Annotated in this window: 35 protein-coding genes and 1 other annotated feature; of the genes, 3 read left to right on the plus strand and 32 right to left on the minus strand. The window is 64.7% G+C overall.

Translation table 11 applies throughout. The features are described from left to right. Nucleotides 1–60 precede the first annotated feature (60 nt). The 14 genes from ABZ281_RS04345 to ABZ281_RS04410 form a co-directional block, all read right to left on the minus strand. Complete coding sequence (locus ABZ281_RS04345) at nucleotides 61–414, minus strand: hypothetical protein (protein WP_356651948.1); 354 nt, start codon at nucleotides 412–414, stop codon at nucleotides 61–63. A gap of 110 nt (nucleotides 415–524) precedes the next feature. Next, nucleotides 525–1,388, minus strand: a complete 864-nt coding sequence (locus ABZ281_RS04350) for a N4-gp56 family major capsid protein (protein WP_356652016.1) — start codon at nucleotides 1,386–1,388, stop codon at nucleotides 525–527. 443 nt (nucleotides 1,389–1,831) lie between these two features. Further along, nucleotides 1,832–2,620, minus strand: a complete 789-nt coding sequence (locus ABZ281_RS04355) for a hypothetical protein (RefSeq protein WP_356651950.1) — start codon at nucleotides 2,618–2,620, stop codon at nucleotides 1,832–1,834. Then, nucleotides 2,620–4,344 carry a phage portal protein gene (locus tag ABZ281_RS04360; protein ID WP_356651952.1) on the minus strand — a complete coding sequence of 575 codons (1,725 nt, stop codon included), beginning with the start codon at nucleotides 4,342–4,344 and terminating at the stop codon, nucleotides 2,620–2,622. Before ABZ281_RS04360 ends, ABZ281_RS04355 begins: the two co-directional genes overlap by 1 nt. 172 nt (nucleotides 4,345–4,516) lie before the next feature. Beyond that, a complete protein-coding gene (locus tag ABZ281_RS04365; RefSeq protein WP_356651954.1) occupies nucleotides 4,517–4,915 on the minus strand; it encodes a hypothetical protein in 399 nt (132 codons plus the stop codon). Nucleotides 4,916–5,039: 124 nt separating this feature from the next. After that, nucleotides 5,040–5,456 (minus strand): NUDIX domain-containing protein, encoded by a 417-nt coding sequence (locus ABZ281_RS04370; RefSeq protein WP_356651956.1) that lies wholly within the window; start codon nucleotides 5,454–5,456, stop codon nucleotides 5,040–5,042. A gap of 71 nt (nucleotides 5,457–5,527) precedes the next feature. Beyond that, nucleotides 5,528–6,142: an AAA family ATPase gene (locus tag ABZ281_RS04375; protein ID WP_356651958.1), complete on the minus strand. Its 615-nt coding sequence runs from the start codon at nucleotides 6,140–6,142 to the stop codon at nucleotides 5,528–5,530. Beyond that, nucleotides 6,064–6,924 (minus strand): hypothetical protein, encoded by an 861-nt coding sequence (locus tag ABZ281_RS04380; RefSeq protein ID WP_356651960.1) that lies wholly within the window; start codon nucleotides 6,922–6,924, stop codon nucleotides 6,064–6,066. Before ABZ281_RS04380 ends, ABZ281_RS04375 begins: the two co-directional genes overlap by 79 nt. Before the next feature lie 58 nt (nucleotides 6,925–6,982). Further along, a complete protein-coding gene (locus ABZ281_RS04385) occupies nucleotides 6,983–7,771 on the minus strand; it encodes a hypothetical protein (protein ID WP_356651962.1) in 789 nt (262 codons plus the stop codon). 1 nt (nucleotide 7,772) lies between these two features. Next, nucleotides 7,773–8,750: a radical SAM protein gene (locus ABZ281_RS04390; protein WP_356651964.1), complete on the minus strand. Its 978-nt coding sequence runs from the start codon at nucleotides 8,748–8,750 to the stop codon at nucleotides 7,773–7,775. Nucleotides 8,751–8,937: 187 nt separating this feature from the next. Next, nucleotides 8,938–9,603 (minus strand): hypothetical protein, encoded by a 666-nt coding sequence (locus ABZ281_RS04395; RefSeq protein WP_356651966.1) that lies wholly within the window; start codon nucleotides 9,601–9,603, stop codon nucleotides 8,938–8,940. A 58-nt stretch (nucleotides 9,604–9,661) separates the two neighbouring features. Beyond that, the gene (locus ABZ281_RS04400) at nucleotides 9,662–10,654 is read right to left on the minus strand and encodes a hypothetical protein (protein ID WP_356651968.1); all 993 of its coding nucleotides are present in this window, start codon (nucleotides 10,652–10,654) and stop codon (nucleotides 9,662–9,664) included. Beyond that, on the minus strand, nucleotides 10,651–11,052 hold the full coding sequence (locus tag ABZ281_RS04405; RefSeq protein WP_356651970.1) for a DUF6415 family natural product biosynthesis protein: 402 nt from the start codon (nucleotides 11,050–11,052) through the stop codon (nucleotides 10,651–10,653). Before ABZ281_RS04405 ends, ABZ281_RS04400 begins: the two co-directional genes overlap by 4 nt. Beyond that, nucleotides 11,052–11,486 carry an ATP-binding protein gene (locus tag ABZ281_RS04410; RefSeq protein WP_356651972.1) on the minus strand — a complete coding sequence of 145 codons (435 nt, stop codon included), beginning with the start codon at nucleotides 11,484–11,486 and terminating at the stop codon, nucleotides 11,052–11,054. The genes ABZ281_RS04405 and ABZ281_RS04410 overlap by 1 nt, the downstream gene beginning before the upstream one ends. 255 nt (nucleotides 11,487–11,741) lie before the next feature. On the opposite strand from ABZ281_RS04410, the gene ABZ281_RS04415 reads away from it, so the two are divergent. Both ABZ281_RS04415 and ABZ281_RS04420 read left to right on the plus strand, forming a co-directional pair. Further along, a complete protein-coding gene (locus ABZ281_RS04415; protein WP_356651974.1) occupies nucleotides 11,742–12,599 on the plus strand; it encodes a helix-turn-helix transcriptional regulator in 858 nt (285 codons plus the stop codon). Nucleotides 12,600–12,607: 8 nt separating this feature from the next. Beyond that, a complete protein-coding gene (locus tag ABZ281_RS04420; RefSeq protein ID WP_356651976.1) occupies nucleotides 12,608–12,817 on the plus strand; it encodes a DUF397 domain-containing protein in 210 nt (69 codons plus the stop codon). A 60-nt stretch (nucleotides 12,818–12,877) separates the two neighbouring features. On the opposite strand, the gene ABZ281_RS04425 is transcribed toward ABZ281_RS04420, so the two are convergent. Beyond that, the gene (locus ABZ281_RS04425) at nucleotides 12,878–13,384 is read right to left on the minus strand and encodes a hypothetical protein (RefSeq protein ID WP_356651978.1); all 507 of its coding nucleotides are present in this window, start codon (nucleotides 13,382–13,384) and stop codon (nucleotides 12,878–12,880) included. A gap of 8 nt (nucleotides 13,385–13,392) precedes the next feature. Then, on the minus strand, nucleotides 13,393–14,949 hold the full coding sequence (locus ABZ281_RS04430) for a hypothetical protein (protein WP_356651980.1): 1,557 nt from the start codon (nucleotides 14,947–14,949) through the stop codon (nucleotides 13,393–13,395). Between the two features lie 191 nt (nucleotides 14,950–15,140). On the opposite strand from ABZ281_RS04430, the gene ABZ281_RS04435 reads away from it, so the two are divergent. Then, nucleotides 15,141–15,545 (plus strand): hypothetical protein, encoded by a 405-nt coding sequence (locus ABZ281_RS04435; protein WP_356651982.1) that lies wholly within the window; start codon nucleotides 15,141–15,143, stop codon nucleotides 15,543–15,545. A 47-nt stretch (nucleotides 15,546–15,592) separates the two neighbouring features. On the opposite strand, the gene ABZ281_RS04440 is transcribed toward ABZ281_RS04435, so the two are convergent. The 16 genes from ABZ281_RS04440 to ABZ281_RS04515 form a co-directional block, all read right to left on the minus strand. Beyond that, a complete protein-coding gene (locus ABZ281_RS04440; protein ID WP_356651984.1) occupies nucleotides 15,593–15,841 on the minus strand; it encodes a hypothetical protein in 249 nt (82 codons plus the stop codon). Nucleotides 15,842–15,928: 87 nt separating this feature from the next. Further along, nucleotides 15,929–16,168: a hypothetical protein gene (locus tag ABZ281_RS04445; protein WP_356651986.1), complete on the minus strand. Its 240-nt coding sequence runs from the start codon at nucleotides 16,166–16,168 to the stop codon at nucleotides 15,929–15,931. A 33-nt stretch (nucleotides 16,169–16,201) separates the two neighbouring features. Next, nucleotides 16,202–16,642 (minus strand): KTSC domain-containing protein, encoded by a 441-nt coding sequence (locus ABZ281_RS04450; protein WP_356651988.1) that lies wholly within the window; start codon nucleotides 16,640–16,642, stop codon nucleotides 16,202–16,204. Next, nucleotides 16,632–16,784 carry a hypothetical protein gene (locus tag ABZ281_RS04455; protein WP_356651990.1) on the minus strand — a complete coding sequence of 51 codons (153 nt, stop codon included), beginning with the start codon at nucleotides 16,782–16,784 and terminating at the stop codon, nucleotides 16,632–16,634. Before ABZ281_RS04455 ends, ABZ281_RS04450 begins: the two co-directional genes overlap by 11 nt. Beyond that, nucleotides 16,784–16,939, minus strand: a complete 156-nt coding sequence (locus ABZ281_RS04460; RefSeq protein WP_356651992.1) for a hypothetical protein — start codon at nucleotides 16,937–16,939, stop codon at nucleotides 16,784–16,786. The genes ABZ281_RS04455 and ABZ281_RS04460 overlap by 1 nt, the downstream gene beginning before the upstream one ends. Next, a complete protein-coding gene (locus ABZ281_RS04465) occupies nucleotides 16,936–17,124 on the minus strand; it encodes a hypothetical protein (RefSeq protein WP_356651994.1) in 189 nt (62 codons plus the stop codon). The genes ABZ281_RS04460 and ABZ281_RS04465 overlap by 4 nt, the downstream gene beginning before the upstream one ends. 11 nt (nucleotides 17,125–17,135) lie before the next feature. Continuing rightward, entirely contained in the window at nucleotides 17,136–17,462 is a 327-nt protein-coding gene (locus tag ABZ281_RS04470; RefSeq protein ID WP_356651996.1) for a hypothetical protein, read from the minus strand. Between the two features lie 47 nt (nucleotides 17,463–17,509). Next, nucleotides 17,510–17,974 carry a MazG nucleotide pyrophosphohydrolase domain-containing protein gene (locus ABZ281_RS04475; RefSeq protein ID WP_356651998.1) on the minus strand — a complete coding sequence of 155 codons (465 nt, stop codon included), beginning with the start codon at nucleotides 17,972–17,974 and terminating at the stop codon, nucleotides 17,510–17,512. Beyond that, nucleotides 17,964–18,737 carry an exonuclease domain-containing protein gene (locus ABZ281_RS04480; RefSeq protein ID WP_356652000.1) on the minus strand — a complete coding sequence of 258 codons (774 nt, stop codon included), beginning with the start codon at nucleotides 18,735–18,737 and terminating at the stop codon, nucleotides 17,964–17,966. Before ABZ281_RS04480 ends, ABZ281_RS04475 begins: the two co-directional genes overlap by 11 nt. Next, a complete protein-coding gene (locus tag ABZ281_RS04485; protein ID WP_356652002.1) occupies nucleotides 18,734–19,222 on the minus strand; it encodes a hypothetical protein in 489 nt (162 codons plus the stop codon). The genes ABZ281_RS04480 and ABZ281_RS04485 overlap by 4 nt, the downstream gene beginning before the upstream one ends. Before the next feature lie 19 nt (nucleotides 19,223–19,241). After that, complete coding sequence (locus tag ABZ281_RS04490; protein ID WP_356652004.1) at nucleotides 19,242–20,237, minus strand: tyrosine-type recombinase/integrase; 996 nt, start codon at nucleotides 20,235–20,237, stop codon at nucleotides 19,242–19,244. Nucleotides 20,238–20,405: 168 nt separating this feature from the next. Continuing rightward, on the minus strand, nucleotides 20,406–20,681 hold the full coding sequence (locus ABZ281_RS04495) for a hypothetical protein (protein ID WP_356652006.1): 276 nt from the start codon (nucleotides 20,679–20,681) through the stop codon (nucleotides 20,406–20,408). Nucleotides 20,682–20,806: 125 nt separating this feature from the next. After that, complete coding sequence (locus tag ABZ281_RS04500) at nucleotides 20,807–21,457, minus strand: hypothetical protein (RefSeq protein WP_356652008.1); 651 nt, start codon at nucleotides 21,455–21,457, stop codon at nucleotides 20,807–20,809. A gap of 163 nt (nucleotides 21,458–21,620) precedes the next feature. Beyond that, nucleotides 21,621–21,872 (minus strand): hypothetical protein, encoded by a 252-nt coding sequence (locus ABZ281_RS04505; RefSeq protein ID WP_356652010.1) that lies wholly within the window; start codon nucleotides 21,870–21,872, stop codon nucleotides 21,621–21,623. A 441-nt stretch (nucleotides 21,873–22,313) separates the two neighbouring features. Further along, nucleotides 22,314–22,742 (minus strand): hypothetical protein, encoded by a 429-nt coding sequence (locus ABZ281_RS04510; RefSeq protein WP_356652012.1) that lies wholly within the window; start codon nucleotides 22,740–22,742, stop codon nucleotides 22,314–22,316. Nucleotides 22,743–22,866: 124 nt separating this feature from the next. Then, entirely contained in the window at nucleotides 22,867–23,139 is a 273-nt protein-coding gene (locus ABZ281_RS04515) for a hypothetical protein (protein ID WP_356652014.1), read from the minus strand. 1,892 nt (nucleotides 23,140–25,031) lie between these two features. After that, nucleotides 25,032–25,246: a sequence feature (16S ribosomal RNA rRNA prediction is too short), on the plus strand. Nucleotides 25,247–25,272 lie beyond the last annotated feature (26 nt).

The following is a 25,272-nucleotide window of genomic DNA, read 5'->3' on the forward strand; positions in this document are numbered from 1 at the left end:
GGGGCGCAGACAAGAAGGGGAGAGGGAGTGCCCCCTCTCCCCCACGGACTCGGAGCTGGCTCAGTGCCAGATCAGCCCCTTCTCCTCCAGGTGGTTGGCAACGAACGCCGGCACCCGGTACTGCACTCCGACCTCGAAGTCGAAGTAGTTGCCCTGGCCGATCACGACGTCCTTCAGGTCGGCGTTCACGCGGATGACGCGGTCCGACTCCTCGACGACGACCGGCTGCTCCTCGACCTCCGGCTTGGGCTTCTCAACCAGGTCGACGACGACGTTGGACTTCTCGGATTCCGCAACGATCGTCGCGGTCGCCATCGACTTCGCGCGCTCCTTGGCCTCGGAGTCACGCTCCCGTGCCAGCTTCTCGGCGGTACGTCCGGTGAGGTCTCCGGCAGGCTTGCGGGCAGTCGCCATGTGGTTCTCCTACTCAGGGAAGTGTTGTGGGGTCTCCACAAGCAGGCCCCGGAGCGGAGCCTGCCTGCGATGGACCGGAAAGAGGCCGAAATCTTGCTATAGCGAACGTCTCAGTTGGTCTCGGCGATGACCACGGAAGCGTCCGTGATTAGACCGAGTCCAAAGATAGAATACCAGGCCAGCAGGTGTTCACGGCCGAAGTCCTGGACGCCGCCGTCCCTCAGTTCGACCGGGAGGGAGATCGCGTGACCGAAGGCATTGTCACCAATGCAAACGCTCTGGTAGACGTCGGCCGGGGTCGTGCCGTTGCCGTTGGCGACCTTCTTGGTTTGGGTGGTTTCGATGAAAATCACGTCATCGATCCGGCCGATCTCGCCAAGGCTGAACGCCCCCGGCTGCGCGTACTTGCTGGACTCGATCCACGTCGGGTCCTCGCGCAGCCACCGGCTCTGATGGGGGTGTACGAAACAGACGTAAACATCGCCCAATCGCGGGATGTTTCGGGTCGCGAGGGTCTCGACCATGTCCTTGACCAGCGCGGAGGTGAACCGGTAGTTGCCGGTCAGGCCGGCGCGGTTCGCGGCCGGAGCGCCCTTGTCGTACGGGGAGATCCGAGTGATCGCGTTGCCCGTGGTGGCGAACTTGTCGTAGCCGTACAGAACGGACGACGCCTGGAGCAGGGTGTCGCGAGCCTGCTCATCCAGGTATTTTGCCATGTTCCTGCCCAAAAGGCGCGAACCGGACGCGAGGACGTCGTCGAACGAGGAGTTGAGCAGGAGCTCCGAGACGGCGATGGCGTAGCCGTGCTCGCTGACCGTGATGCTGAACTGGGACGCCGTCAGGGCGTGCGTCTCCATGCGGACACCTTCGACGAGCTGCGACGCGTCGCCCAGGTTGTCGTACCGCATGAAGTGGATCGTGAGACCGGGGCTGACCCCGAGCTCGGTCTTCTTGACTGCGAACTGCTCGACAATTCGCGCTTGTTACCCGCTGGCTGCGGGGCCGGGTCATTTCTGCCTGGCTCTTACGGTTTTCCATCCCGCAAGCTCGGACTATATCTTCACCTCCAGCTTCAACTCACTTCTCACCTAAGAGCTGAAGCTGTGGGAGGTGCCTCGCGTGTAGTCTCTACGGAGTCCCAGGTGTTGGGTTCCCTCGGTATTCCCCGTGCTACGAATGATTGCTACGAGGAGGAGGGGTTCACCGATACAGCGTGGTTCTCACTGACGCATCGCTACGTCAGGCGGCCCGAGACCGGAGAATCGGCATCGACTGGAACAGGATCTCCTTCGACCAGAGTTCCTGGATCGCCGGAGAGAGCTGAGAGTTCGAGCCGGAGTAGTTCGTCGGAGACGCCGAAAGATTCGGCGTACCGGTGATGGCAGATGCCATGCTCATCCCTTACTTGTGCGGCGGGTTAGCCGAACATGCCTTGACGCGCAGCCGCGGAGGCGGCCGGCAGGAGCTGCTGCCGGTACTTCGCGTACTCCGACATCGACATGTTCTTGATGTCGCCAGCGCTGAACTGGCGGTAGCCGGCGTCCGTGTCGGCCGGGCCGACGCCGTAACCGGTGGGAGCGGTGCCTCGCATGGAGGCCCGAGCAGCGACCTGGGTCTGCTGGATCTGGGCGACGATGGCCGAGGACTTCTGCTTCATCAGTTCCACGGACTGGCGGAGTTCGTCCTCGGTGTTGCCCTGGACGAGGTCGATCAGTTCGGGAGCGATGTGGTCAGCCTCCGCGGCCAGGAGGTCGTTGCGGACCTGCTGGATACGCGCGAACTCCTGCTCGCGAGCGAACAGCTCGCGGTCCCGCTCGTACTGGGACTGGAGGTCAGTGAAGCGCTTCTCCCACTGCTCTTCGCGCTCCTTCAGGAGCGTCTTGGCGGACAGTTCCGCCTCTCGCTTCGCCGCTGCCTCATCCTCGGCCTGCTGGCGGGCGGTAGCCTCAGCGGCTTCCTTCTCCTCACGGGCGCGTCGGACGGCTTCGAGCTCGTCCTTGGTGGCCTTGAGGATCTCGTCCTGCTGGTTCAGGCGGCCGTAGAGCTTCTCGCGCTCTTCACGCCGGACCTTCTCCAGGTCCTCAGCGGTGAATCGGCCGTCCGTCTGCGGCGCCTTGGGCTCCTCGGGGACGACCGGGACGGTGAGGACCTGGTCGTTCGGGGTGCCTGCGGGGACAGGGGCGGTGGCGGTGGTCGGAACGGTCATTAGCTCGACTCCTGGTTACTGGCATCCTCCGAATTCCGGCTCTGCGGCAGCTTTGTGCCGTACGCCATGGTCACGAATTGGTCAATCAACGATTTGGTGTCCACACCGAGGTCGATCCCGGTTGCACCGGGAAGAACTCCGGTCTGAGCATTGTCAGCGGGAGTTCCCGGCTGGGCCGAGCCTCCCCCGCTTGACGGGGCTGGTTTACCACTTTCCTCTGTAGCAATTCCAGTTACCTGGAGAATAGCAGAGGAAATGGTTGCCTTGATAAGCTCCAGGGCTCCCTGCTCGATAACGTCCCGGCGCTGCTCGCTGAACATCTCCTCCAGGCGCTCGTCCGGGAATTCCTCGCCGAGTTCGACGAGAGCGTTGCGCTTGGATTCCAGTCCGATGGCGAGCTTGGCCTGGATTTCGTTCAGCTTCACCAAATTGTCGACGGGAAGGGGCATGGGCCAGACGCAGTCGACCTGGTAGACCTGGGGGTCGTTGGGGTCGAGGAGGTCGGGCTGGTCATCGTCGGTCTTGATGCCGTCGGTGTACGGGTCGTAGACCAGCGTCTCGGGCTCGTGGCAGAACAGGGTCCGCAGCACCAGCTCGTTGATGCGCCGCAAGCCGAGCCCGTAGTTCATCTGCTTGATGCTGTTGCGGTTCATCAGCGGCTGGTACTGGATGGACAGGGCTACGCCGCTGGTGTTGGAGATCGGCTGCATCTGACCGAGCGCCGACTCGGGGACGCCCATGATCTCGTGCATGGCGGTCTTGAGGACTTGGATGTAGCCCATCGGGCCCTGCAAGTCCACGCCGTTCTCTAGGTTGTAGACCTTGGCCTTCTCCGGCAGGCCGCCCCATATCTTGCGCGGGCCGCGCTCCAGGTTGGTGGCCTTGGCGCCCTGGATGATCGTGGTCGGCGAGGCGTGGTAGTTGATGATGTCCGAGACGTCGGTCATCTTCTCGTTCAGCTCGCGGTTGATCGAGATGATGTCGCCGATATCGGCCAGGCCCCAGGGCGAGCCGGAGACGGAAATGTTGCGGATGTGCGCTACGGGGATCATGCCGAGCGGATTGGGGCGGGAGTCGATCAGCTCGTCATTCAGATATTCCTCGATGTGTGTGTCGGTGAGGACCTCGGTGTAGGTCATCACCATCCGCGCCCCGTCTGCGCCGGTCGTCCAAAACTTGTAGCGCAGCTTGAACGCGACCAAGCGGTCCCTATCGTGCGGGTGGTACTCGGGAAAACAATTCGCGCTGTTCAGGGGGAGGATGCGGACGCGGCCCGGATGCACACCGTCGGCTGAGTCGACCCACTGCGGTTCGTAGGCCACCTTCACGAAGGAGTCGCCCGTGATGCCGCCCTGCTCGCCGATGGAGTTCAGCAGGGACTGCTTGTCGTTGTCGACCTCCCAGACCCGCTTCAGCAGGGCCGGCACGATGTGCTCGTATCGCTTGGGGACCGCGAACTTCACACCCTTGGAGAAGCAGAAGTTGTTGATGTAGCGCGCGAAGGTCGCCACGTAGTTCAGGGTGATCTGCGGTTCGCCGGCTTCTCGGCGGTAGGCCCAGTGGTGGCCGAGGTAGAACGCGAAATTGGTGGCGTAGCGGTTCAGCCGCGGACCATGAATTTCGAAGTCCTCGTCGCTCAGCTCCACTAGGCCCAGGGGGCTGATGGAGATGGTGAGGTCCGAGCCGGCCGCGCGCTGATTCGGCGGATAGAAGGCGAAGGACAACCGACACATCCTCGACTAAGCACCGAGTGGTGCACCTGTAATGGAGGCGCGGTGCTATGAGTTGATGTGCCGAATTGCGCTATCCCCAATCCTCACACGGAGGCTGGGCTGAGTGTTAGCCGGGAAACAAGAAAGCCCCCTGGTCTCCCAGAGGGCTTTCATCGTGCTGGCGTCAGTCCGACGTCTTGGCGTAGTTCGGTCGCTCCTGGTGGTGGCCGTCACGGACGACCATCTCGAAGCGCTGCTCGGCACCGTGGCCGGCGCCGTGGGCGAAGCTGCCGAGGAACTCCGGCGCCTCCGGCCAGGCCGCGCTGCCGACGTGGGCGCGCTCGCGCATCGTCTCGGCCGCCGGCTTCTCGAAGACGTTGGCGTTGTGGTTGTTCCGGCCAGCCGCGGTCTTGTAGCCCTGCATGACGCCCTTGCCGAATTCCTGCGGAATGTCGGTGTCAGTCGCGATCCCCTCCTCGAAGCGGAGGCGACCCCGGCGGGCGGTGTTGTGGCCAGCCTTGACGCCGTAGTCGTAGTGACCCTTCTCCGGGAAATGGGGGTCCGGGGCGAGGTTTCCTGCCATGCTTCCTCAATTCCTTGCGAGACGTCTCAAATCAAGGGTGAGGCGCATTTCCAGAAAGTGTTATAGGTAGCAGAAGACCCCGACCGTCCGACGGGGGAACGGACGACCGGGGCTCTCTTTGAGGTTACCAGCCATGTACCGAGAATGGTTCGCCTTTGAGATAGTGAGCAATGCCCAGGGCGTTGTAGGGCACCGTGTTGTCCGGGAGTTGGTCACTCGGGTGCCAGGACAGGCCCGCGCACTTGTGGGGCTCCATGTTGCGGGGCTCGCCTTCCCAGTGGCGGGCGACGAAGAACCAGCCGATCCGGGGCTCTCCCTCGGGGTTGCGGAAGTGCATGACGTGCACGATCCGAAGGGCGTCCCGCTCGATGATGAGGCCGGTCTCCTCTCGGGCCTCGCGGCTTACGGCGTCGTACACGTCCTCGCCCTCGTCCAGCTTCCCGGAGGGCAGGTTCAGCATCCCGTCGGCGTAGCCGGTGCCCTGCCGTTCGGCGAGGCACACGGCTCCGTCGCGTTCCAGGATGAGCATTACGTCGTTCACGGGCTGCTGGGGCACTGTGCTTTGTCCTCCGACCGGTGGGGCGCTTTGCCGGTAGGGGACTCTAGCCGGGTTCAGACGGCGAGCAGCCCCATCTCGTCAACGCGCTCGACGGTCCACTGGACACGCTCGGCAACGGTGAGACCGAGCGGCATCTCCAGGACCGGGAGCCTCGGGACACCTCGGAGGGCGTCGCGAATCGCCTTGTCCGCTGGGTCCTGCAATGCGAGGACTTTCTCCCGCATGCGGTCGCCGCCGGCCTTCTGGTCGTATCGGTCCCCGCAGTACACCACCAGGTCGTAGGCGGTGGGCATCCAGGCCCGGCTCAGGGCTTCGGCCGCGCCCAAGACGGAGCCGACGCCGGGTTCGCCCGGGTCGAGCACCAGGCCGGCGAGGGCGAGCACGTTCGCCGGGGTCTTGTCGGTGATGAGGAGCTGGTGGTGGCGGGCGGCCCGCAGGGGCACGGTGAAGTGCTGCGCGAACAGGTCCACCTCCGCGACCAGGTCGAAGGAACCCTTGTCGTGGATGACGATGTCCTCCATGAAGGGGCTGACCCTGGCGGGCTCGCCAGTGCACGCAACGTTGACGCCCTGCTCGCGCAGGTGCGCGGTCAGGGCGTGGACGAGCGTCGTTTTGCCGGCCGCCTGGGTGCCTTCGATGGCGATAACGCGGCAGTCGCGGATGGGCACGTGTCCTCCAGAAGCGCGGTGAAGGTGGGGTTGTCCAGCCAGTCCCAGGCGCCCTTGGCGCCCTCGGCAATGGCTCGGTTGACGTTCAGGCCGGTGTCGGGACGTTGAGCGAGGCCCGCGGTCAGGGCAGCGACGTAGCCGGTTGAGACGGAGTGCCTAAGATTCAGGACGCTGACGCGCTCCCGGCCTTCCACCTGCCCGTCATCGATCCAGCGTCGGTGCCAGGCAGGCATAGACGCCTTGAGCAGCTCCGGCTGGGTGACATCGAGCCCGAGTTCGGTGCACACGTCCACTAGGCGCCGGGAAGGGTTGGTGAGCAGGTGACCGGCGTCGTACCGGGTGTCCACGTAGTGACTGGCGTTCGGGTCGGCGTCGCGCCGCTGCCGCCACTGCTCGCGGGCCTGTTGCAGGGCGGGAACGGCGTCCATGGGGGCGTTGGCCTCCAAGACGGACAGGTCGGCACAGAACTGGTGCCCGGTGATGATGGTGGCCGTATCCGCAGCCGAGGCGACGGTCGCCGCGGCGTGCCGGATCATGGTGTCCATCTCGTCAGGCTCTTCGACGTAAACGCTGGTCCACTCGAACGGCGTGACGGCGAGGTCCGCGGTGTCGTCGGCGGGCAGGTCGAGCCAGGCGACGCTGTAGCAGAAGGGCCGCTGCCCGTTCCTGACCCGGTAGTTCTTCGTCCACTCAACGTCGACGGACGCGATGCGCACGGTTCCGGAGCGCAGCGGCGGGGGCTGCAAGGCTCGGGCGGCGGGCAAGCTGCTTTTGATGATCATGGATTGTTCCTGCCGTTGGACGGGGCCGGTCGCCGGTTGCGTCCGGCCCCGTCGGACGCTACTTGTTGCGCGTCGTCGCCACGCCGCCCAGGAGAGACGGGGCGGCCTGCCATGCCACCTGTTCCAGGGCTTCGTAGATGCTGACGCTGCCTTCCCAGTGGAGGCGGCCGGCGTGCTTGCCGCCGAGCAGGGCAGTGGTGAGGGCAGACGACAGCACGCTTCCGATCAGGGCTTCCGGCGCGTAGTCCGCGGCACGCCCGTCGGCGAGCGCCTCACACGCCTCCTGCGCGCTGGCCTGCTGCTGCTCGCCGGCGAACGACTTCATGGGCTCCAAGTCGTGGGCCACAGCGGTGTCGCTGATGAGCCCGGCCGGACCGAGGTCGTGGCTGCTGTCCACGCAGCCGGCGGTGGACGGGTCGCGGGTGGTGCGCCGCTTCCACGCCTCAGCGACCGCGCTCACGCCCGCGTACCGGCCCGCCCCCTCGGGTCGGGGAAGCTGTTGCAGGACGTGAAGGTCGTCTGCCCCGTTGTGCCAGGCGATGATCTGAGCCTGCCTGCGGGACTGCACGAGCACGTTGTCGAGCTCGTGCACGATCTGATCCGTCTGCCCCATGGCCTCAGGCACCAGGACTCGATACCCGAAGTTCGCCAGCGGCGCCGAGAAGGACCGCGAACGGGTCCGGTGGACGCTGATGAACACCATGCCAGCGCCCATGAGGACCGGCTCGTCCCCGGCCTCGCCCCACAGCAGCGAGATGCCGACCAGCCACTTCGCCCGCTTCTGCCACGGGCTGGTGACCGAGCCGAATGGGGTCTCCGGCCACAGAAGGTTGGTGGCTTGCTGCATCTCACACCCCCTGGCCGACGGTGTGGATGGAGCGCCCGAGGTACTTGGAGAAGTGGTTCTCCTTGAACCGGTAGCGCCTCCAGATTTCGCTGACCGGCTCTTCCAGGACGTTCCCCAGGTACTCGAACAAGTCCTTGCCGTCGTACACGGGCCACGCCTGCGCCCTACCGTCGGGCTCGATGCAGATCATGTGCCCCTCATTCGCCGGGGTCCACGTCGTCAGGCGCAGGGCAGGGGACCACTGATGCTCCGACCGCGCGGCCTTCAGCCGGGTGAAGGTGTCCTCGGCCTCCTCGTCGGTGATGAACTCGTGGTCGGGCAGATCCAAGGCGTTGCCCTTGCGCAGGGGCATGATGAACTTCACCTTGCCCGCGTCGAGAACGTCAGCGATCTGCACAGTGAAGGGCAGCGCGGACAGGGTCGAGCGGTAGACCACGGCCGACAGGGCGAGGGGGATGCCTGCTTCCTGCAAGGCACGGACGCCGGGCATCACCAGGTCGTAGTTCCCGCGGACCCGGTTGGTGGTGGCGCGGGGGCCTTCCAACCCGATGTTGGCGTACGCGATCTTCCCCGTGATGCGGCGGGCGTGTTCCAGGCCCTTGGTGGCGTTGGTGGGCACAGCGAGGATGTGGTGAGGGTGGTACATGTCCACGATGTCGCCGAAGTCCCTGCGCATCATCGGCTCGCCGCCGGAGAGGAAGACCCGGCCCACGCCCGCGAGGTTCTGGCGAATGGTGTCGAGCTGGTCGAGGGTCGGGTCCGGCTTCTGGAGGGTCTCCGAGCAGAACGAGCAGTCGAAGTTGCACCGCTTGGTCACCTGGAGGATCACGGAGAGCGGAGCGGTGGCAGCCTCCGCGGCGGCCTTGATGTCGAGGTCCGCCGGGGCGTCGAAGTGCTGGCCGCCGAAGGCGTACTCGACTCCACCAGCCAGTTCCTTGCGGGTCTGGCTGGGGACAGTGGGCATTCCGAGGTCGGTCACAGTTCCTCCGTTGCTCATCGGGTGGAGGGCTGCGGCACCGGCTTCACGCCCAGGGGAGAGGCGTGCGTGTGGTACCGGTGCCGCAGCCCGGAGCCGTCCAGCGGATCGGGCGTGGCCTTGCGGGTCCGCTGGGCGGGGTGGGCACCCCTGACAGCTGGGCGTGAAGCAGCCGGCCGTCAGGGGCGGTCTAGGCGGCGGACACGAGGTCGTCCAGGCTGACGACTTCGTAATCCGTCAGTTCGCGCACGAGTTGGCTGGCCAGGACCCAGCCCATTTGGGGATGCCCGTACAGCACTGGCGCTTCGTCGTCGTTGCCGGGGAGCGGCTCAAGTCCGGTTGCTGTGAGGCGATACCGGGTACCGATGACGCCCCAGATCGAGGTCGCACGAGCAACGAAGGCGATGTGCCCCTTTCGGAGGTGCGGGCACAGTTCGATTGAGGTGCGCGCGTGTTCTAGGCATACGGGCGGCTGGGCTGTCCGCACTGGGTCACCTGGGCGGCGACCTGCGTCTTCCTGGGCGCCGCTCAGGAAGAGGTAGCCCCTGGTTGTTTCGGCCGAGCACATGGCGATCTGGCACCGAAGTTGTTCCATCGCCTGGCGCTGCCGGGTGGGGTTAACCATGCGCCATTGCGGCTTGCCAGTTGGCCGCCCGGCCGCATTGAGCGACTGGTCGCAGCGCGCCCACAGCTCACCGCGCGGACCGCGGTCGTCCGGGGTTTCGTTGTGGTAGGCGAGGCGTATGGTCCCGAAGGCGTTCAGGCTCAAGGTCAGCTCTGACTCCAGCGCGCCGTACTCGCCCTCTCGGGAGGTGATGTACGGCACGAGTCTCTGCCCAGTCTTGGTCCGCTTCATGCAGCTGCCCTCGCCACGGTGATGTGCGGAGCGCTCTTCCGGTTCCGGATGTGTTGCTTCACAGTTCCACCGGCCCAGGGGCGAGTATGGCGCGCACGGTCTTGCCGGTTCCTTCCTGAGGTATGAACCGGGTCACGCGGGCGCCGAGGTGAGCGACCTGCCACAGACCTCGTCCCTTTTCGCCGCGCACGGCAGCATCGAAGTCGGGAAATGACGGGTTGAGGTCGCTCACGTCGAGGACGAGCTCGCCGGCGTCGTTTACTGCGACTCGCAGGGTGAGCGTCTGCGTCCTCGCGTGATCCGGTAGGCCGTGGTGTACTCCGTTGTCAAGCAAGGGAGTGACCACCTCGGCGGCTTTGAAGACGGAGCCCGCCCAGCCGAGCGCGGGAAGGACGGCACGAATCCACAGCCGTCCCGCCCTCACGGCCCGGATACTCCCAGGCAATTCCGTCTGGAGGCTGGCGACGATCGCCGTTGCTCGCGCAGCGGGTAGGAGGTCCGTCCCAGCGTCCTCAACTGGCGGTTGCACGGTGCGGAGAAGCTGCGGCAGCGCCCGGTAGACCAGGCTTGCCTGGGTGGGTGCCTGCCCGAGCAGCTTCCTGGCGTGCTCGGCGATCTCGTCCACCTCCCAGACCGCCACGTCCAGGTCGTCTTGCGCGTACTGCTTCAGCGTCCTGCCACGGGCCAGCGCCTGGATGTAGTGGAGAACGTCAGGCGGAAGCCAGCCGGCATCCTCGGGGTCAGGCAGATCGAGGAGCCCGTGGACCCGAGAGCGAAAGACGAGTTCTGGCTGCCGACCCTGTGGCCGGCTGCGCTCGGCTCCGAGTTTCTTTGCCGCGGCGGCCCACATCGGCCCCAAGCCGACCGCGGGAATGCTGTGCCTCTCCTCGGCCAGCTTGCCCGTGATCTCCACACTGGTGTGGCCGAGCGCGGCCAGAGCGATAGCCCGTCGTTCAGGCGTAGACAGGGGGTCAGCGCCCGCTGGTAATTCCGGGCGTACGAGGACTGTCACAGCTGGCCCTCCTGCGTTTCGGTAAACATCGTCGGTCACGCCGATTTCTTCAGGGCCCGGATCTCACCGAGCCGCTCGTGTAACTCGTTCGCGGACCAGGCCATGCGCCGCAGCAGTGCGATGGCGCTGCGGTAGTCGCCAGGCAGTTCCTCGGAGCGCACAGTTCGGGCCCGCTCGATCAAACCGGCCGCTGCCTCGTCCTTCTCCCCGGCGTTGTTGGCGCTCGCGATGTCGACCAACTGCATGAGGTGGCCGCGGAGGCGCTGCGCCAGGTCGTCGAGGTCCTCCTCGGCCGGCGGGACCTCGTCGATGACGTCACTGATGTCGTCCAGCAGGTCGGCGCCGTTGAAGGGTTTCCACCTGCGTACCGCGTCGCGCACGCTCTTTAGCTCTGCTGCTGTAAGGGGTGGTGCCCACTTCGCCGGCTGCCGCGTCATCACGCCGAACACCCCACAGGCTGGCGGTCGGTGGGGCGTTCGTCCTCGGTGGTGGGGACACGGAGTGCGCACTGCACGTCCTTGCCGTCCGTCGTCGGCTCGGCTTTCCACCAGTAGGAGAGCTGTTCGACCAACCACATACCGCGACCAGTGCTGCTGTCCCAGTCCGGCTGACAGACCGTCGGGACAACGGAAGAGTTGTCGTGCACCGTGATGATCAAGAGGTCGGTGGTCGCCCGCAGGATCAGGACTGCTCGCCCATCCACGTGTCGGTGCACGTTAGTGAGCAACTCGGTGACGATCTTCAGCGAGTCGTCCACCAGGGGTTTCAGTTCCCATAACCGCAGGTGGGCCCGAACGATGCGACGCACTCGGTGAAGGTCCTGCGGACGGACGACGAGAGGCACCGTCCACTCGCGGTCGCCGTCGTGCATGCGGGTCATCACACCGCCTCCAGAGATCAACTGTCGGCACCAAGGCAGGCCCACGCACCGGAAGTTGACTCTCCGGGGCGGGGTCGCGTCGCTGTGTATCCAGACTGGACTGAATGAATGCCTGGACGCAACATGCTTGAGGGAATAAATGCCCAGAGGCCAAAATTCCTAGTGTCGTTGGCATATGCCAAGCCGGGGGGACCTTCCATGCTCCTGCTGCCGTACGTCAGACTTGGCCCTGCTCAAGGAGGGGATGTGGCAAGTCGACAAGGCCCAACGCTGAGGCAGAAAAAGCTCGGCGCCGAGTTGAAGCGGTTGCGGGAAGCCGCAGGCGTGGGACAGAAGGATGCCGCGGCCGAGATCGACGGCACGCAGAGCAAGATCTCCAAGATCGAGGGCGGGAAGACGAGACCTCGCCGGCTGGAGCTGCTCGCCCTGTTGACGCTCTACAAGGTCGACGACCCGAAGGTGACCGAGGACCTCCTCACGCTCCTGCGTGAGAGCGGGCAGACTCAGTATCTGCCGGACTACGACCTGCGCGCAGATATGCGCGAGATGGTGGAGCTGGAGTCGCAGTGCACCCGAGTCGAGGCGTTCGCGACCATGCATCTGCCAGGCTTGTTCCAGATAGCGGAATATGCCAGTGCGATGATCGAAGGGCTTGAGCCGTCGCTGACCGAGGAGGAAGTGGCGCACTACGTCGGTCTCCGCCTGGAGCGGCAGAAGATCCTCGAACGCGAGCAGCCTCCGCAGGTGGTCTGCATCCTCGACGAGGGGGTCATCCGCCGACCTGTGGGCGGTGCGGCGGTCATGCGGAAGCAACTCGCCCAGTTACTGGAGTTGGCGAAGAAACCGCACGTCACAATCCAGGTCGTACCGTTCGAGCAGGCCGTCTACGCTGGCCTACACGGCAGCTTCCGCACCCTCGTCAACGACGACACCAACGCCCTCGACGTCGTGGAGGTCAGCACCTGGTCGAAGGCGCTATACATGCAGGATGCTGGTGATGTCGAGGTGTACCGCAAGCTCTTTGACGAGATCCGCTCGTCAGCCCTATCGTCACGCCAATCCGCCGAGTTGATCACCAACGCGATGCGGGACTACGAGGAGTAGAGGGAAAGATGATCCGAAGGGACCTCCCGGCCACGGGCTGGACGAAGTCGAGCTACAGCGAGGGAGGCAACGCCCAGTGCGTTGAGACCCTGCACGTTGGTACCGAGCTGGCAGTTCGGGACTCGAAGGCCCCTGAGAAGGGCGCCTTCGTCTTCCCTGCCTCCTCGTGGATGTCCTTCGTCGCCGCAGTGAAGGACAACGCGTTGTCGAACGCCTGAATCGCCTTCGCATGCGAGGGCCCCCCAACCCGTGCGATTGGGGGGCCCTCGTGCTTTTCGTCAGTATCCGCCGAGCCGGTGGCTGAGGGTGTAGATGCGGGGCGGTTGAATCTCCTTGTAATCGGCTTCGACGACCAGGTCGTGGAGTTTGAGGGGGCCGGTCGCAGCGTGAGGGACGCTGATCATGAACTTCCGGCCGCCGGGCACGACCTCATGCACTGAGTACAGGAACGGCTCATCGAGATCGGGGTCGTCGCTTGCCGGCAGGTCGACGCTCAGGGCCCCGTTGACGACCTTCAGCCGGCGAGCGTTGGGAACGACCACGTCCCCGGTAGCCGTGTCGCGGTAGCGCCGGTCGGCCTGGATGAGCACGCTGCCGGGCAACGGCTGGCCGCCCTCGACCATGTACGTCGCCACGACGGTCTGAATGGTGACGTCGGCGGGGAAGGGTGCTGGCGGATTGGCCGTGGGATAGCCAGGGCCGGGAAGCTGGTTGACCGCGGTCCAGCCGGGGATGTTGTACGGGTCGTTGGGGTCGAAGCTGTGGTAGTTGGGGTCGATCGTCACGCTGGCTCCTAGGCGGCCCGGCCGTAGAAGAAGTTGGACTCCTCCTGGACTTCGGGCATGGACAGGTCGGCGGTCATGTAGACGGCGTTCGCGAGGCTGTCGACGTAGTCGTCGTGGGCGCCGGCCTCCTCGGGCGCGTGAACGATCACGTTGGGGCCCTGGAAATCCAACTCGGCGTCTTCCATCTGCTGCCGGAACCGCTGGTAGACCTTTGTTCTGCGGACCTTGGAATGTGCCGGCCAGGAGATGTTGTCGGTCCGCATGAGTTCCATCAGGTGCTTCCACCGCTTGGACTGGGCGCCGCGGTCGGAGGGAAGGTCGATGATGTCGACACCGGGCATCAGGACGCGCAGCCGGCTCGCGACGACGTCGCCGATACCGCCGGCATCGATTCCGATGGCCAGGACGGCGTAGTTGGCCAGCGCATCACAGATCCGGTAGTACTGCTCCTCCCAGCCCAGGCCGGACAGGTCGAACCACTGGAGGATCCGGTGCTCGTAATGGCCAAACTCGTCCGGCGTATCCCAGTTCACCCAGACCACGGTGACGATCGTCGAGTCCTGCTTCCGGGCCGGGTCGATGCCGACGATGACCGGCGTCCGGTGCCAGGCGTGAACGGTCTGCATCGACTGATCGCCGAGTTCGTCCATGCGCTCGGAGGTCGTGAACATACCCCTGTCGAGCAACCATTGGAGACGGTAGGACAGACGGAACTCGTCCGAGTCCTCCCCGATCGTGAGCATCTCGCCGCGGATGTAGACACCGTAGTCAGGGTGGGCCTTCGCCACGTCGCGCCAGGTGGCCTCGAAGTGGTTCAGCCGGGCACCGCGGTTGGTCGCGTGCCGCTTGTTCTGCTGGATGATCTTGTAGAAGACGCCCTTGGTGTAGGTCGGCGTTCCCGTGAGGATCATGGATCCTCGGGTCGAGGCCAGCATCGGTGAGATGGACTTGTTGACGACCTTCTCGTCAGCGACCTGAGCCTCGTCGATCAACACGACGTGGTAGGTGCGGCCTTCGATCTGGGCGCGTGGGTGGCACGTCTGCTTGCGGACGAGGCTTCCGCACTTGACCAGCCGCAGCTCCTTGCCCTTGCCTACGACCTTCTCGTCGATCTCCGGGTCGGCCATCAGCTCCAACGCCCGCTCGCTGGTGAGCCGGCTGACGATGCGTCCGTAGATGTTGTCCGCCATGTCGTCGACTGGGGCGAAGGCGCCGAGCCAGACGCCCTCGCGGAAGCGGCCGAGAAGGTTGGGGAAGATCGGCGCCAGGCGAGGGAACATGATGAGCACTGCGGCGAGGGTGTTGGCGAGCGTCTCGCTCTTGCCGGACTGTCGCGCCCAGCATGCGGTGATCTTGGCGGTGTCGCCGAGGATCATCGACTCCAGGATCCGTGTCGCGAGCGGGACCTGGTAGTCGCGGAGCGGGTGTCCGGACAGCTCGTCGATGACGAGCAACATCTTCTCGATGATGCGGTCGACGGTTTCCTGGGATACCTCGGGATTGACAGGGAGCAGGAACTCCTCGTCGTCCTCTATTCGAGTTCCGTCTACAGCCGTCGAAGTCATCCACTACCCCACATTGCGCCAATTAGTGCAATCAGGGTAAAAAAGGTCAAAGTAATTGTGTTAGCACCTCAGCCCCCGACCGGCGCTACAGTTGCTTCACTTCACCGGCACAATTCGAGGGGGCGGCCGTGAGTGTTAACTGGGGGGCCGAAGACGACTTCGCGCAGGGCGTTTTCGGAGAGGCTGACCGAATGCGTGCGCAGCCGGGCCACAACCTCACCGACCGTCAAACGTACGTCGTCGCAGCCGGCCGGCAGATCGAGAAGCGTCTCGTCTTCATGTACCGGTTCGGCGTCTGGGGCAGCACACTCCTGGCCTTCTACGTCGGCGCCTACACCTGGCACGCCTCCGGCAGCTTCCGCGACTCCCTCGCCCCGATGGCCATCACGATGCTCCTCTTCAGCGCCATCGCCTTCCGCCTCACCCGCCGCATGCGCTGGGCCGGCTTCAGCGTCGGCCCCTACGCCCGCGAGGTCGAGACATCCCTGCGCCGTGCACAGGCCGGCGTTCACCTGCTCACGATCTCCGGCGGCATCGTCCTGGTCAGCCTGTTCTTCTACGCGATCTGCGTCTCCTGGGCCTTCCCGCTCACCTGACCCGAGCAGCACGAAGCCCCAACCCGATAAGGCGGGCTGGGGCTTTCTCACGCCTTCTGGCGCTCCTCCATCTCCCTGATGATGACCGCGAGGGCGACCACCCCGTCCACGGCCTCGGCAAGGGCTTCCTCGCTCGGCTGCTTGCGGTGCCGGTAGAGCGCCGCGGCGATCGTCGAGCCTGTGTTGTCGGCCGCGTCCAGCAGCTCCACGAGCGGCAGCAGCTTGACCCGCCGCTCCGCTCGCTCCCTCAGTCGGTGCGCTGGCCACAGTCGCTCCAGCAGTCGTCTCAGCTGCATTCGTCCAGTCCCAGCATCTGTAGCAACTCCCACTCCTCGTCCACGTCTTCGCTCCTGCGCGCCACCTGCCGGCGGGCCAGGTCCTCGTCAGACATCGCGGCCGGGGATGAACGGGCGCGGGTTGCCGAGAACCGCCACCAGGGCGTGGTCCTCGCTCGGCAGCGTCTCGGTCCACTTACCGACGCCGATTCCCTGCCGGAAGGGAAGCCGGAAGACTCGGGTATTGCCGCGGCGAAAGGGATCCCGCATCTCCTGGGTCCACGTCTTGTAGGTGATGGGAAATCCCTTGAGGGTGGGCACGCGGCGCACAAAGAAAGGCAGTTTCATGCGCCGCACCCTAGTGTCGATTTTCGTATTGTGTTAACGGATGCGGCGGTAGGGGTGGCCTTCGAGCGCCTTGTTCACGATGTTCCGTCCTTCGGACCCGGTACGCCGCACGTTCTTCCAGACGTTCGGAGAGACGCGGTAGTACTCGTAAACGGGTCCGCCGGGGCGCCCGCGCCCAGTCTCGCCGTTGCGGAATTCGACTCGCAGGGTGTGGGACTTCGAGTCGTAGCCGGCGGATACGGTGCGCGGCCGGTCACGGTTGATCGTGTGGTTCGGCCAGGTGCTGAATGTGAGCAGCTTGTCGGTGTTGCCTGTCTGCTCGAAATCCTCCAGCGCTTGACGGGTCTTGGGCCGCATGTCCCGCCGGTCGTACGCCTGGAGGCGGTCGACCTGCCTCTTGGAGTAGCGTCCGCTGCCCAGTGCCGGCTCGGGCAGTTGCTTGACCGGGGGCGGCTTCCATCCCCTATTGGGCATCCTTGCCTCCAGGGTTCTGCACGGTCCATCCGACCGGGTGTTCCGTGCCCTCGGGATCGATCTCGACGCCGGGCTTGTGCGGGCAGCAGCGGCCGGCCTGGACGTGCTGTCCTTGCCACCACACGCATGTGGACACCTGCATCACAGCCTCCCGGCTGCTCGGGCACACTCCCTGCACAGGTGGATCTCGCTGTGGGCGCCACCGCTGGTGGTGCTCAGGGCCGCCGTGCGCGAGGGGTGGTTGTCGCAGGGATGGCGCTGCTCGTCCTCGGGCTTGGTGGTCTTACGGGTGGTCATGCTGCTCCCTGGTTGTTCACGATCTGGGCTTCGACGCGGTCGGTGAACCGTCGGGCGTCGGCGGTGGCGTGGCGGGCCCTGATGGCGGTGAGGCGTAGCTTGACGGCTGCTTTGTCCATGCGCGCTGAGGCGTCCGCGAGATCTATCGTGTTGTGCTGGGGACGCTTGGTACTCCAGAAGGCCACGGTCGTCCCTTTCAGCCGTCGCGGCGGGGGTCGGCCAGCGTGCTGATGACGCGGTCCATCACGTCCGTGACGCGGCTTGTCGCCGTTACCATCTCCTGCGCGGTCGTCGTCATCGACTCTGCCAGGGGGATGACTTGCTCCACGAGATCTCTCAGCCTCGCGTTTTCGTCGACTTCCCGTCGGTAGGTCTTTCCGGGAACGACGACTTCGCTGACGAAGATCGCGAAGACAAACGCAGCAAGCGGCCCCAGAATCAGCGGGTTGTCGAAATTGACACCGCTTCCTGGGGCCGCTTCTGCGATCAGGTGGTGAAGCATACAGACCGCCTTCAGCGTCAAGGACTCATGTCCTCAATGCTAAGCGGGATGACCAATACTCTGTTACCTCATGCGGCTTTCTTCGCAAGGTGGTTGGTGAGGGTATCAACAAATACCTCCGCGAGGTCCGCCGGTTGGTAATTGGGGCCTTTCAGGACCTTGCCGTCCTCGCGCCGGATCGGCTTGCCGTCCTCCCCCAGCTTGGACATGTTGCTGGTGTGCACCGCAGCGAACGCCTTGCCCAGAGGGATCCCAAGGAGGTCGGCAGTGCCGAAGACCACGTACAGCAGGTCCGACAGTTCCTTAGCGACGTGCTCCATTTCCTTCGCGGGGTAGCCGCCGGTGCCGGCCACCAGACTCACGTTCTCCAGGGCCTCGACCACCTCCTCGAACTCCTCGCGGATCAGCGTGACGCGAGCCTGCACCAGAGCACGCAGCGCCTGGGGGGTGCTCTCGTCGTCACTGACGTCGAAGGCACGGTGGAATTCGGCGACCGCGGCTTCGAAGTCAACAACGGTGGTGTCATGCGGCATCAGCGACCTCCATGGCCGACTCGGGTGCGGGGTGGATGGGCCAGGCTCCGTTGACGATGGCCTTGGGATCCTTGGTGCGGCGCAGCCAGCTCTGGTAGCTCGCGGCCTGCGCGGCGCACCACAGCTTCTGCTTGGCGTAGAGCTCGGCCAATTCGCGGCCGTAGACCTGGTTGTGGTGGGTGGTTCGCCGGACCGCCCGCGGGTCCTCGGCACAACGCAGGATCTTCTGGGTGACCTGAACGGCGGCCAGAGCGTCGGCGCTGGCCTCATGGGCGCCTTCCAGTGTCACGCCGTAGTAGTCGGCGAGGGACTCCAGCTTCCGCTTACCGGGGCGGTATGGGTCGGCGTGGCGGTCCAGAACGTAGGGGTCGAGGATGATGGCGTCCTGAGCGAAGTCGAGCATCTCGGTGATGGGGCTGACATCATGACGCCGGCACTCGCGGTCCAGCAGCGTGAGGTCGTACGGGGCGTTCATGATGACCAGCGGGATGCCGTGGGTGAGGGCTCCCCAGACTTCGCCGGCGATCTGAGCGATTGCCCGGATCGAGTTCATGCCGTCCCGCTGCGCCACCGAGGTCGTGATTCCATGCACTCTCGTCGCCCCCTCGGGGATCGGGATGCCGGGGTCGACGAGCCAGGTCCGCGAGCGCACTGGAGCGCCGTGGAGTACCTCGACCATGGCGGCCGTGACGATGCGGTCGTGGTCCACGTCCACGCCCGTGGTCTCCAGGTCGAAGCCCATGAAGGTGTCCGGGATCTTCACGCGGCCTCCTGCTGGGGGACGACGCGGATGTCGCTGATCAGCGCGGCCTTCAACCTGGACGGGGTGCTGGGCTGAGGACTGTCGGAGCGCTGGTCCATCTCCGCCAGAAGCGCGCGGTAGGCGGTGATCAGCGCGGGCAGGGCGTCGCGGGCGACGAGGTAGAAGGTGAGGTCCTCGCCCTCCTCGTCGTCTACCAGTTCCAGACCGTGGTACTGCCTCATGCCGTCCGCTGCCAGCCGGCCGCCGTACAGCGGCCCCGTGGCGTCGCAGACGCTCTGGAGCCAGTCCAGGTCCGACTCGGTGAGCCGCTCCAGGGGCTCATCCGGGTGCGGGATGCGGCAGTCAGCACACGAGACGTTGCCGTACTGCGTCCGCTCCCAGACATGGTGAGGGGACGGGTCGTCGATCGCTTTCGCTGGGCATGTCCCCGACCTTGGGTAGTTCTCCCGGAAGAGCCGGACAGAGTCCGGCGAGACCTCGGGCATGCTTTCTCCTCTCACGGATTCAGGCGCCGACAAGTTCCGCGGTGGCAAGCACCTCACGGAGGGCCTCGTCGACCAGGACCTCGACGGCCTCGTCCAGCACTGCCTCGGCCTGACGGCGGGCAGCGACGGCGCGGAGCTGCTCATCGAGCGCGTAGCTCGGGGAGTTGTCGAGGTTGTTGCGTGCGCGGTCGTACCGGCGGGTGGTGCGTGGATCCGCGTGACCGAGCAGGTCCTGGACGGCCTCCAGCGGCTTGCCGCTCTCCAGCGCGAGGGTCGCGCAGGTGTGACGGAGGTCGTGGGTGCGGATCGTTCGGATGCCCGCGCGCCGGCACACGCGCTTGACCGTGTCCCAGATCCCCTGCCGGGTGATCCGACGGCCGGTGGACGTGACGATCAGTGGCCCGCTGGTGCGGCCGTCGTGGTAGGTCTCCAGGGCCGCCCACGCGCTAGGCGGGATGACGACGGTTTGCCGCCGGCCACCCTTGCGAACGATGTGGAGGACGCGATGCCCTCGCTCTTCGCCCAGGTCCTCGATGTCGGCGTTCACGAGCTCACTGACGCGCATGCCGGTCAGCAGCAGAACATGTACGACGGCTGCGCATCGAAGGCTGTACGCCTCGGCGCCGCGCAGGAGTTGCTCGGACTCCTCGAAGGTCAGGCCCGTGGCCTGGGAGATGTTCGAGACGGGTTCACGTTTCACGAGGGAGGCCGGGTTGCGGAAGATCAGGTCCTCCAGCTCGGCCATCGCGTACTTGAACAGGCCCGAGACCACGGACAGATGGCGGTTCACCGCACCGTTGCCGTAGTGCTCGGCGAGCCAGTTCTTGAAGGCGTCCATCTGGGCGCGCTTCTGGTTGAAGGGGTCCAGGCCGTACTCGGCGCACCACGTGAGGTAGTGGCGCAGGTCGCGTCGGTATTCCTCGCGGGTGCGACCGGACTTGGTCAGAAGATAGGCGCCGGCCACGGCGAACGGCTGTATCTGTCCGTCCTTCATCAGCACGAGCTCAGCGCTCATCGCACGCCTTCCGTCGATGTGTTGGGGAAGGCCATCGGCGCTTGGTGCCCGCCAAGCAAGAAGGCCCGGAGTGTCACCGGTCTGCGTTGCCCAACGCTTCCGGGGACTCTCCGAGCCTACTAGATGAACAACTTGTTCCACAAGTTGTTGGCCAGGTAGTTACGCAGGTCAGACGACCCACACCTCCGTGTCACTGACTATCCGCAGCCTGCTGGCATCACCGCCGGCAGCCTTCAGGGCCGCCTCCAGCACCTCAGGCCAGACCTTCACCTCGGTAACCACCCGGCTGCTATGGGAGTTTCGCCGGCGAGCGTCCGCCCGGCGTCTCCCGGCACGCTCCCGTCGCGCAGCAGCCTCTTCGCGGTCCAACTGGTTCCACACCTCCGCACCGCGGCGAACAGTCCTGCCCAACACGGAGGTCTGGTCCTCGAAGTACTCGCTCATCCGCTGCGCTCCTTGCGTATCACTGAAAAGCAAGAGGGGCTGGCCTCGGTCTCCCGAGAATCCAGCCCCTCTTGAGTTAGATCAACCCCGATCTGGCAAACCGCAGCTGCGGCACGGCAATAAGGTCACTTGCTCATCGCCGCGTCGACTGCGCCAGCCCGGTCGAGGTCCTCCCGCCGAAGCCGTGCATACAGCTCCATCAAAGACTGCGCAGGCATACCCGTTTCCGGCATCCCCGCGATCAAACGCATGTCCGCTGGCGACAGCCGATCATCCCGCTTGTCGAACGCGCCGTTGAGGTAGTCGCGAACCTGAGAAGGAGTCACGTCCTCCCACTCACCCGGCCCATCAAGCTCGTCCTCGCGACGGCGCACCTCCTTGAAGAGGTCCTCCGCAGCGAAGCTCAATTTGCCCTTGTCCTGGAGGGCCTCGACCAGCTCCCGCTCCTGCTTACTCCGCAGCAGCTCGTCACGGCCCTTCAGGACGTCCCGCAAGTAGTCACGGATCTCCGCCGTGGTGAACAGGTTGCCCTTGTGGTCCTCGAACAGCTTCTGCAAGGCAACCTTCGCCGCCTGCGCACGACCGAAGAACGGTTCATTGTGCGCGTACCACTCCGCCTTGTGCTCACCACACAGGAGCAGGTCCAGGGCCTTGGAACCGTTGATCTCGACATGAAGCGGATGCCCCGGAACTGGCTTCCCGCAGACGATCTCCCGGCCGGCGTCGTCATGGCCTACTAGCCGGTTGCAACTCGCTCCTGGCTGTTCAGTAGCCACGGCGCTCCCTCCATGCCCACCGCACCCGGCGGCGCAAAGTAATCAAGACGACCCGCTCGCAGCGGACCCAAGCTCATGCAGCAATGCAGGAACTATAAACCACGAGTTGGTCAACTTGTGCGCCTAGTTGTGCCACAACTGAGCCGAGTGAGTCACAATCCACTCATACGTTCGAATCCCGATCCGAACGACTCAGCACCGTCTCTCCCGTCCCGAGGTTCACCGACCACCGCAGCCGCCCTTCCTCGATCGCCCGCTCGATCGCCTGGTCTATCTCCAACCCGTACAGATCCGGCAGCGACCCCTCATGGGGGACATCCTCATCAGTGCGCACGAACGGCGCCCGCCGGCTGAACTCCACTGCCTTCAGGGCCGGAATGGCTCCCGTGCCCTCCGCATCGGCGACCACTGTCACTGGCGCACTCCCCCCGAGTTCCTGGCCTTGCCGGCCCAAGCAAACGTTCCTGCCCAACCACCCCCAGGGGACCCCCTGAACGGCTGGTTCCAGATCTACCACTCACACAGCTTGTTCACCATCTTGTGGATCTCCTTGTGCTCCATGAACGAAATGAGCGAAAGTCTCCCGCCACTTCAGTCACCGGCGATGTGACCACGGGTAACAGCACTCTCACATGCGCATTCGCCACTGACAGTGCTGATTCAGCCACCGCTCGGTGACAGTGACGACATGCAGCCGGTCGAAAGGTTGCTGTGACGAGGGTCACATGAACGCAACCCGTTTACCCGCCGTTAACTTGCAGTCAACCGATCCGTACCAACTGGTATGGACCACTTGACCTGCGCCTTCACAAGTCCCCCACGGACCGCCCTTTCGGCCATGCCGACGGCCAGGTCCTCACGCAGCCTCGCTCGCGGCGGCCCGGATCGGCACCCACTGATGCCGGCCGAAGCCCAGATCGCGCTTCCTGCACTTCAGCAGCTCCGCCGCAACCTCCACTGCCCAGCGCCGCTCATCACTCGAAGCCTCATCCCAGCGCCGGTACACGCTCGAAAGCCACGCAGCCACCGCGAAGCCCACCCGCGGGGAGCCGGCCAGCGCCAGGTGCTCCAGGACGAACTCATAACGCGGCGCGAACACCTCGATCACGCAGCTCGGCCTCTCTGCGTCGTCGACCACCACGGGCGTACCGCTCCCCCGCGTCTGCGACTGGACGAACCGATCGCGGTCTTTCTCCTGGACCGCGCCGGCCGATGTCTTCAGCAGCTTCTCCGCGGCCAGTTCGACCAGCGCGCGGTCCTGCTCCTTCTGCAACTCATCGCTCATGCGCGGAAGGTACGTCGAGGTCTACTGACAGCGCCTCAAGCCGACTTACTCGCCCAGGCAGACTGTGATCCAACCGTCATCAGCGTGCCCGACGTCGTAACGGTCGCCGGCGATCGGCTCCGATCTACGAGGGCTGCTGGTAGACCTCCGGCATCGGGTGCCCCGTACCTTTGCGCCACTGGTGCCGCTGGGCGTTGTACTCCGTGTCAGCCTTGATGTCGCCGCCGCGAGACTGAGCGCCGCACTCGCAACGCCAGTACCAATTCATCTCGTTCTGGGACCAGTCGTACCCGGTGTCTGAGGCGGTCTTTGACTGCGCCGCCGCTTCTTGCATTGCACGCCGAATGATCCAGGCCCCAGCCACGGCCACCGCGGCGACCCAGCTCCCGATCTTCATGGGCGGAACCGTAACGCCCGCCGCCTGCGCACACCGGCCTTTTCGACCTTTTGTCCTGTGACCAGCGCCATAGTCACGCTTAGTGCTGCCAGCTCGACAGCGCTGCCGGCGCATGTGCTGTGATACTGCTCAGCGTGATCGACTCGACGACTTTCGGAGCTCTCCGTCTACGAAATCGCGATTCCCACCCCAGTCACGCAGGGCTACTGTCCTAATTGCTCAACCCGGTGGCTATACGAGTCATCAGGGGGCAGTAGCCGGCTTCGCCCACTTAAGGGTGGGGGTGCCCCTTATGCCCGAATTCCCATGCATGCATATTATGCCGACCACTGCATGGCTTCCCATGCGCATGCACATGCCCGTTTCGCACTCTATGTCGACTAGGCCGGTCTTCGCACCTTATGGGTTACTCCCAAATTCCCATTTGGGTACGGCGTGACCAGCAGAAAGCCGAGCCGGTGCACTGAGGCAGCGTCAGTCACTGGCACGTCAACCCTTTTGGCGCACCTTTTTCTGCATAAAGTCGATAGTTACGCAGCGTATAAGGCTACTGCTCGCCGAGCGGTGCGGGGTCGTGGGGCCACCCCCTGACAAACGGACCGTCAGATACGCAGAGAGTTACTCAACGTGCATACATACTGGTCAGAGGCATGGGCCGGTCAAGCGCACGCACTATACCAATAGACCGTCAGATACTTAGGCTTACCTATGTCAGCAGTGACGCAAAGTAGACCGGGAAAGGTGACAGAAAGTAGCGAAAGGTTGCCGAGCGTGCGCACGGCGCGGCATGGCACTACGTAGCTACCTACTCACTGTGTGTATGGGGAGGGACCGACCACTCCCCCCACCCCCCGGAATTCCTGCCGAGAGCATGCGAGAGCCGTAGGGCATGCCGAGAGCCGCTGAGAGCCGCTGTAGGGCATACGGAGTGCCGTACGGCACCGAGAGCCGTAGCGAGCACTGAGAGCCGCACCGAGAGCCACCGAGAGCCGCAGCACACGCACGGCACCGAGAGCCGCTGAGTGGCGACGAGAGCCACCGAGAGCCGCTGTGGGCACCGAGAGCCGTAACGAGCACTGAGAGCCGCACCGAGAGCCGTAGTCATGCCCTATGTGGTGCGTGCCGTAGGGAGACAGCGTCACGCCACTACGCACCCCGATTTTCAGGGCCGCTAGCAGCTGCTGGGCACGGTGCGAGGCATGCCCTAGGCGCACTGCGAGCCGTGCCGACGAGCAGCACAAGAAACGGACATTAAGTCGCATATAGGCATAAGCTAATCGCCGGCTTTCCATGATCATCTCTAATGTGAGCCACGTCACATCTACGGAGAACGTGCAGCTCACATGGGGTGCGAGGTAGCGCGCACGGCGTTTCTGCGAGGTATCTCGCCCTAGTGGGTTGTGCGAGGTACCTCGCACCCCGTAACTTCTTCCTTGTCAGCACGACGGACCGCCGGAAACGGGGGAACGGAGTGAGGGCAACGGAAAGAAACCGCACGGAGGAAAGTCGCCCCACAAAGGGCGGTTAGTACAAAGGAAGCGGCCGTTCCTTGAGAACTCAACAGTGGATATAGACGCACGGAAACGGTAACGACGTTTCTGCACGGGGACCGAGGGGTCCCCACTATCGACCGACGTGTCGATAGGGCGCGTATGCAACAGGGGTGAAGTGTGCCTACTGTCGCCGAAGGGTTATAGCCCAGGACCTAATACGCGTAACTGGACGTCCGTGGCTTTCACAGCATGGGGACTGACAGTTAGTGGAGACGTGGTGGCAAGAGCTAACACAGAGGTACCGCCACCGTTTTCCGTAGCGTCACTCTCTCTCATATTGCGACGGATGGACTCTGTCCAAAGTCCGTCGCAATATCGGGGGCACCGATTCGTGGTGTCAATGGTGAGTAACACGTGCGTAATCCGCCCCATGGTTCACCACTTCAGGTGAATAATGTCCGATATGCCGGCATCGGTTTCGGACCAATCCCATGGACTGGGCGCGCGGCCTATCAGCTTGTTGGTGAGGTAACGGCTCACCAAGGCAACGACGGGTATCCGGCCTGAGAAGGCGTCCGGACACAGTGGGACTGAAACATGCCCACACACGCAAGAGGTATGACTGCCTTCGGGTTGTAAA

Source organism: Streptomyces sp. NPDC006265 (genome assembly GCF_040613555.1).
In the GTDB taxonomy this organism is placed as follows: domain Bacteria; phylum Actinomycetota; class Actinomycetes; order Streptomycetales; family Streptomycetaceae; genus Streptomyces.

Coding starts and splice junctions, on each gene's coding strand:
- ABZ281_RS04345 (WP_356651948.1), bottom strand. CDS start 414: ATGGCGACTGCCCGCAAGCCTGCCGGAGACCTCACCGGACGTACCGCC.
- ABZ281_RS04355 (WP_356651950.1), bottom strand. CDS start 2,620: ATGACCGTTCCGACCACCGCCACCGCCCCTGTCCCCGCAGGCACCCCG.
- ABZ281_RS04365 (WP_356651954.1), bottom strand. CDS start 4,915: ATGGCAGGAAACCTCGCCCCGGACCCCCATTTCCCGGAGAAGGGTCAC.
- ABZ281_RS04380 (WP_356651960.1), bottom strand. CDS start 6,924: ATGATCATCAAAAGCAGCTTGCCCGCCGCCCGAGCCTTGCAGCCCCCG.
- ABZ281_RS04385 (WP_356651962.1), bottom strand. CDS start 7,771: ATGCAGCAAGCCACCAACCTTCTGTGGCCGGAGACCCCATTCGGCTCG.
- ABZ281_RS04395 (WP_356651966.1), bottom strand. CDS start 9,603: ATGAAGCGGACCAAGACTGGGCAGAGACTCGTGCCGTACATCACCTCC.
- ABZ281_RS04405 (WP_356651970.1), bottom strand. CDS start 11,052: ATGACGCGGCAGCCGGCGAAGTGGGCACCACCCCTTACAGCAGCAGAG.
- ABZ281_RS04410 (WP_356651972.1), bottom strand. CDS start 11,486: ATGCACGACGGCGACCGCGAGTGGACGGTGCCTCTCGTCGTCCGTCCG.
- ABZ281_RS04420 (WP_356651976.1), top strand. CDS start 12,608: ATGATCCGAAGGGACCTCCCGGCCACGGGCTGGACGAAGTCGAGCTAC.
- ABZ281_RS04430 (WP_356651980.1), bottom strand. CDS start 14,949: ATGACTTCGACGGCTGTAGACGGAACTCGAATAGAGGACGACGAGGAG.
- ABZ281_RS04435 (WP_356651982.1), top strand. CDS start 15,141: ATGCGTGCGCAGCCGGGCCACAACCTCACCGACCGTCAAACGTACGTC.
- ABZ281_RS04440 (WP_356651984.1), bottom strand. CDS start 15,841: ATGCAGCTGAGACGACTGCTGGAGCGACTGTGGCCAGCGCACCGACTG.
- ABZ281_RS04445 (WP_356651986.1), bottom strand. CDS start 16,168: ATGAAACTGCCTTTCTTTGTGCGCCGCGTGCCCACCCTCAAGGGATTT.
- ABZ281_RS04450 (WP_356651988.1), bottom strand. CDS start 16,642: ATGCCCAATAGGGGATGGAAGCCGCCCCCGGTCAAGCAACTGCCCGAG.
- ABZ281_RS04455 (WP_356651990.1), bottom strand. CDS start 16,784: ATGCAGGTGTCCACATGCGTGTGGTGGCAAGGACAGCACGTCCAGGCC.
- ABZ281_RS04460 (WP_356651992.1), bottom strand. CDS start 16,939: ATGACCACCCGTAAGACCACCAAGCCCGAGGACGAGCAGCGCCATCCC.
- ABZ281_RS04475 (WP_356651998.1), bottom strand. CDS start 17,974: ATGCCGCATGACACCACCGTTGTTGACTTCGAAGCCGCGGTCGCCGAA.
- ABZ281_RS04485 (WP_356652002.1), bottom strand. CDS start 19,222: ATGCCCGAGGTCTCGCCGGACTCTGTCCGGCTCTTCCGGGAGAACTAC.
- ABZ281_RS04490 (WP_356652004.1), bottom strand. CDS start 20,237: ATGAGCGCTGAGCTCGTGCTGATGAAGGACGGACAGATACAGCCGTTC.
- ABZ281_RS04495 (WP_356652006.1), bottom strand. CDS start 20,681: ATGAGCGAGTACTTCGAGGACCAGACCTCCGTGTTGGGCAGGACTGTT.
- ABZ281_RS04510 (WP_356652012.1), bottom strand. CDS start 22,742: ATGAGCGATGAGTTGCAGAAGGAGCAGGACCGCGCGCTGGTCGAACTG.
- ABZ281_RS04515 (WP_356652014.1), bottom strand. CDS start 23,139: ATGAAGATCGGGAGCTGGGTCGCCGCGGTGGCCGTGGCTGGGGCCTGG.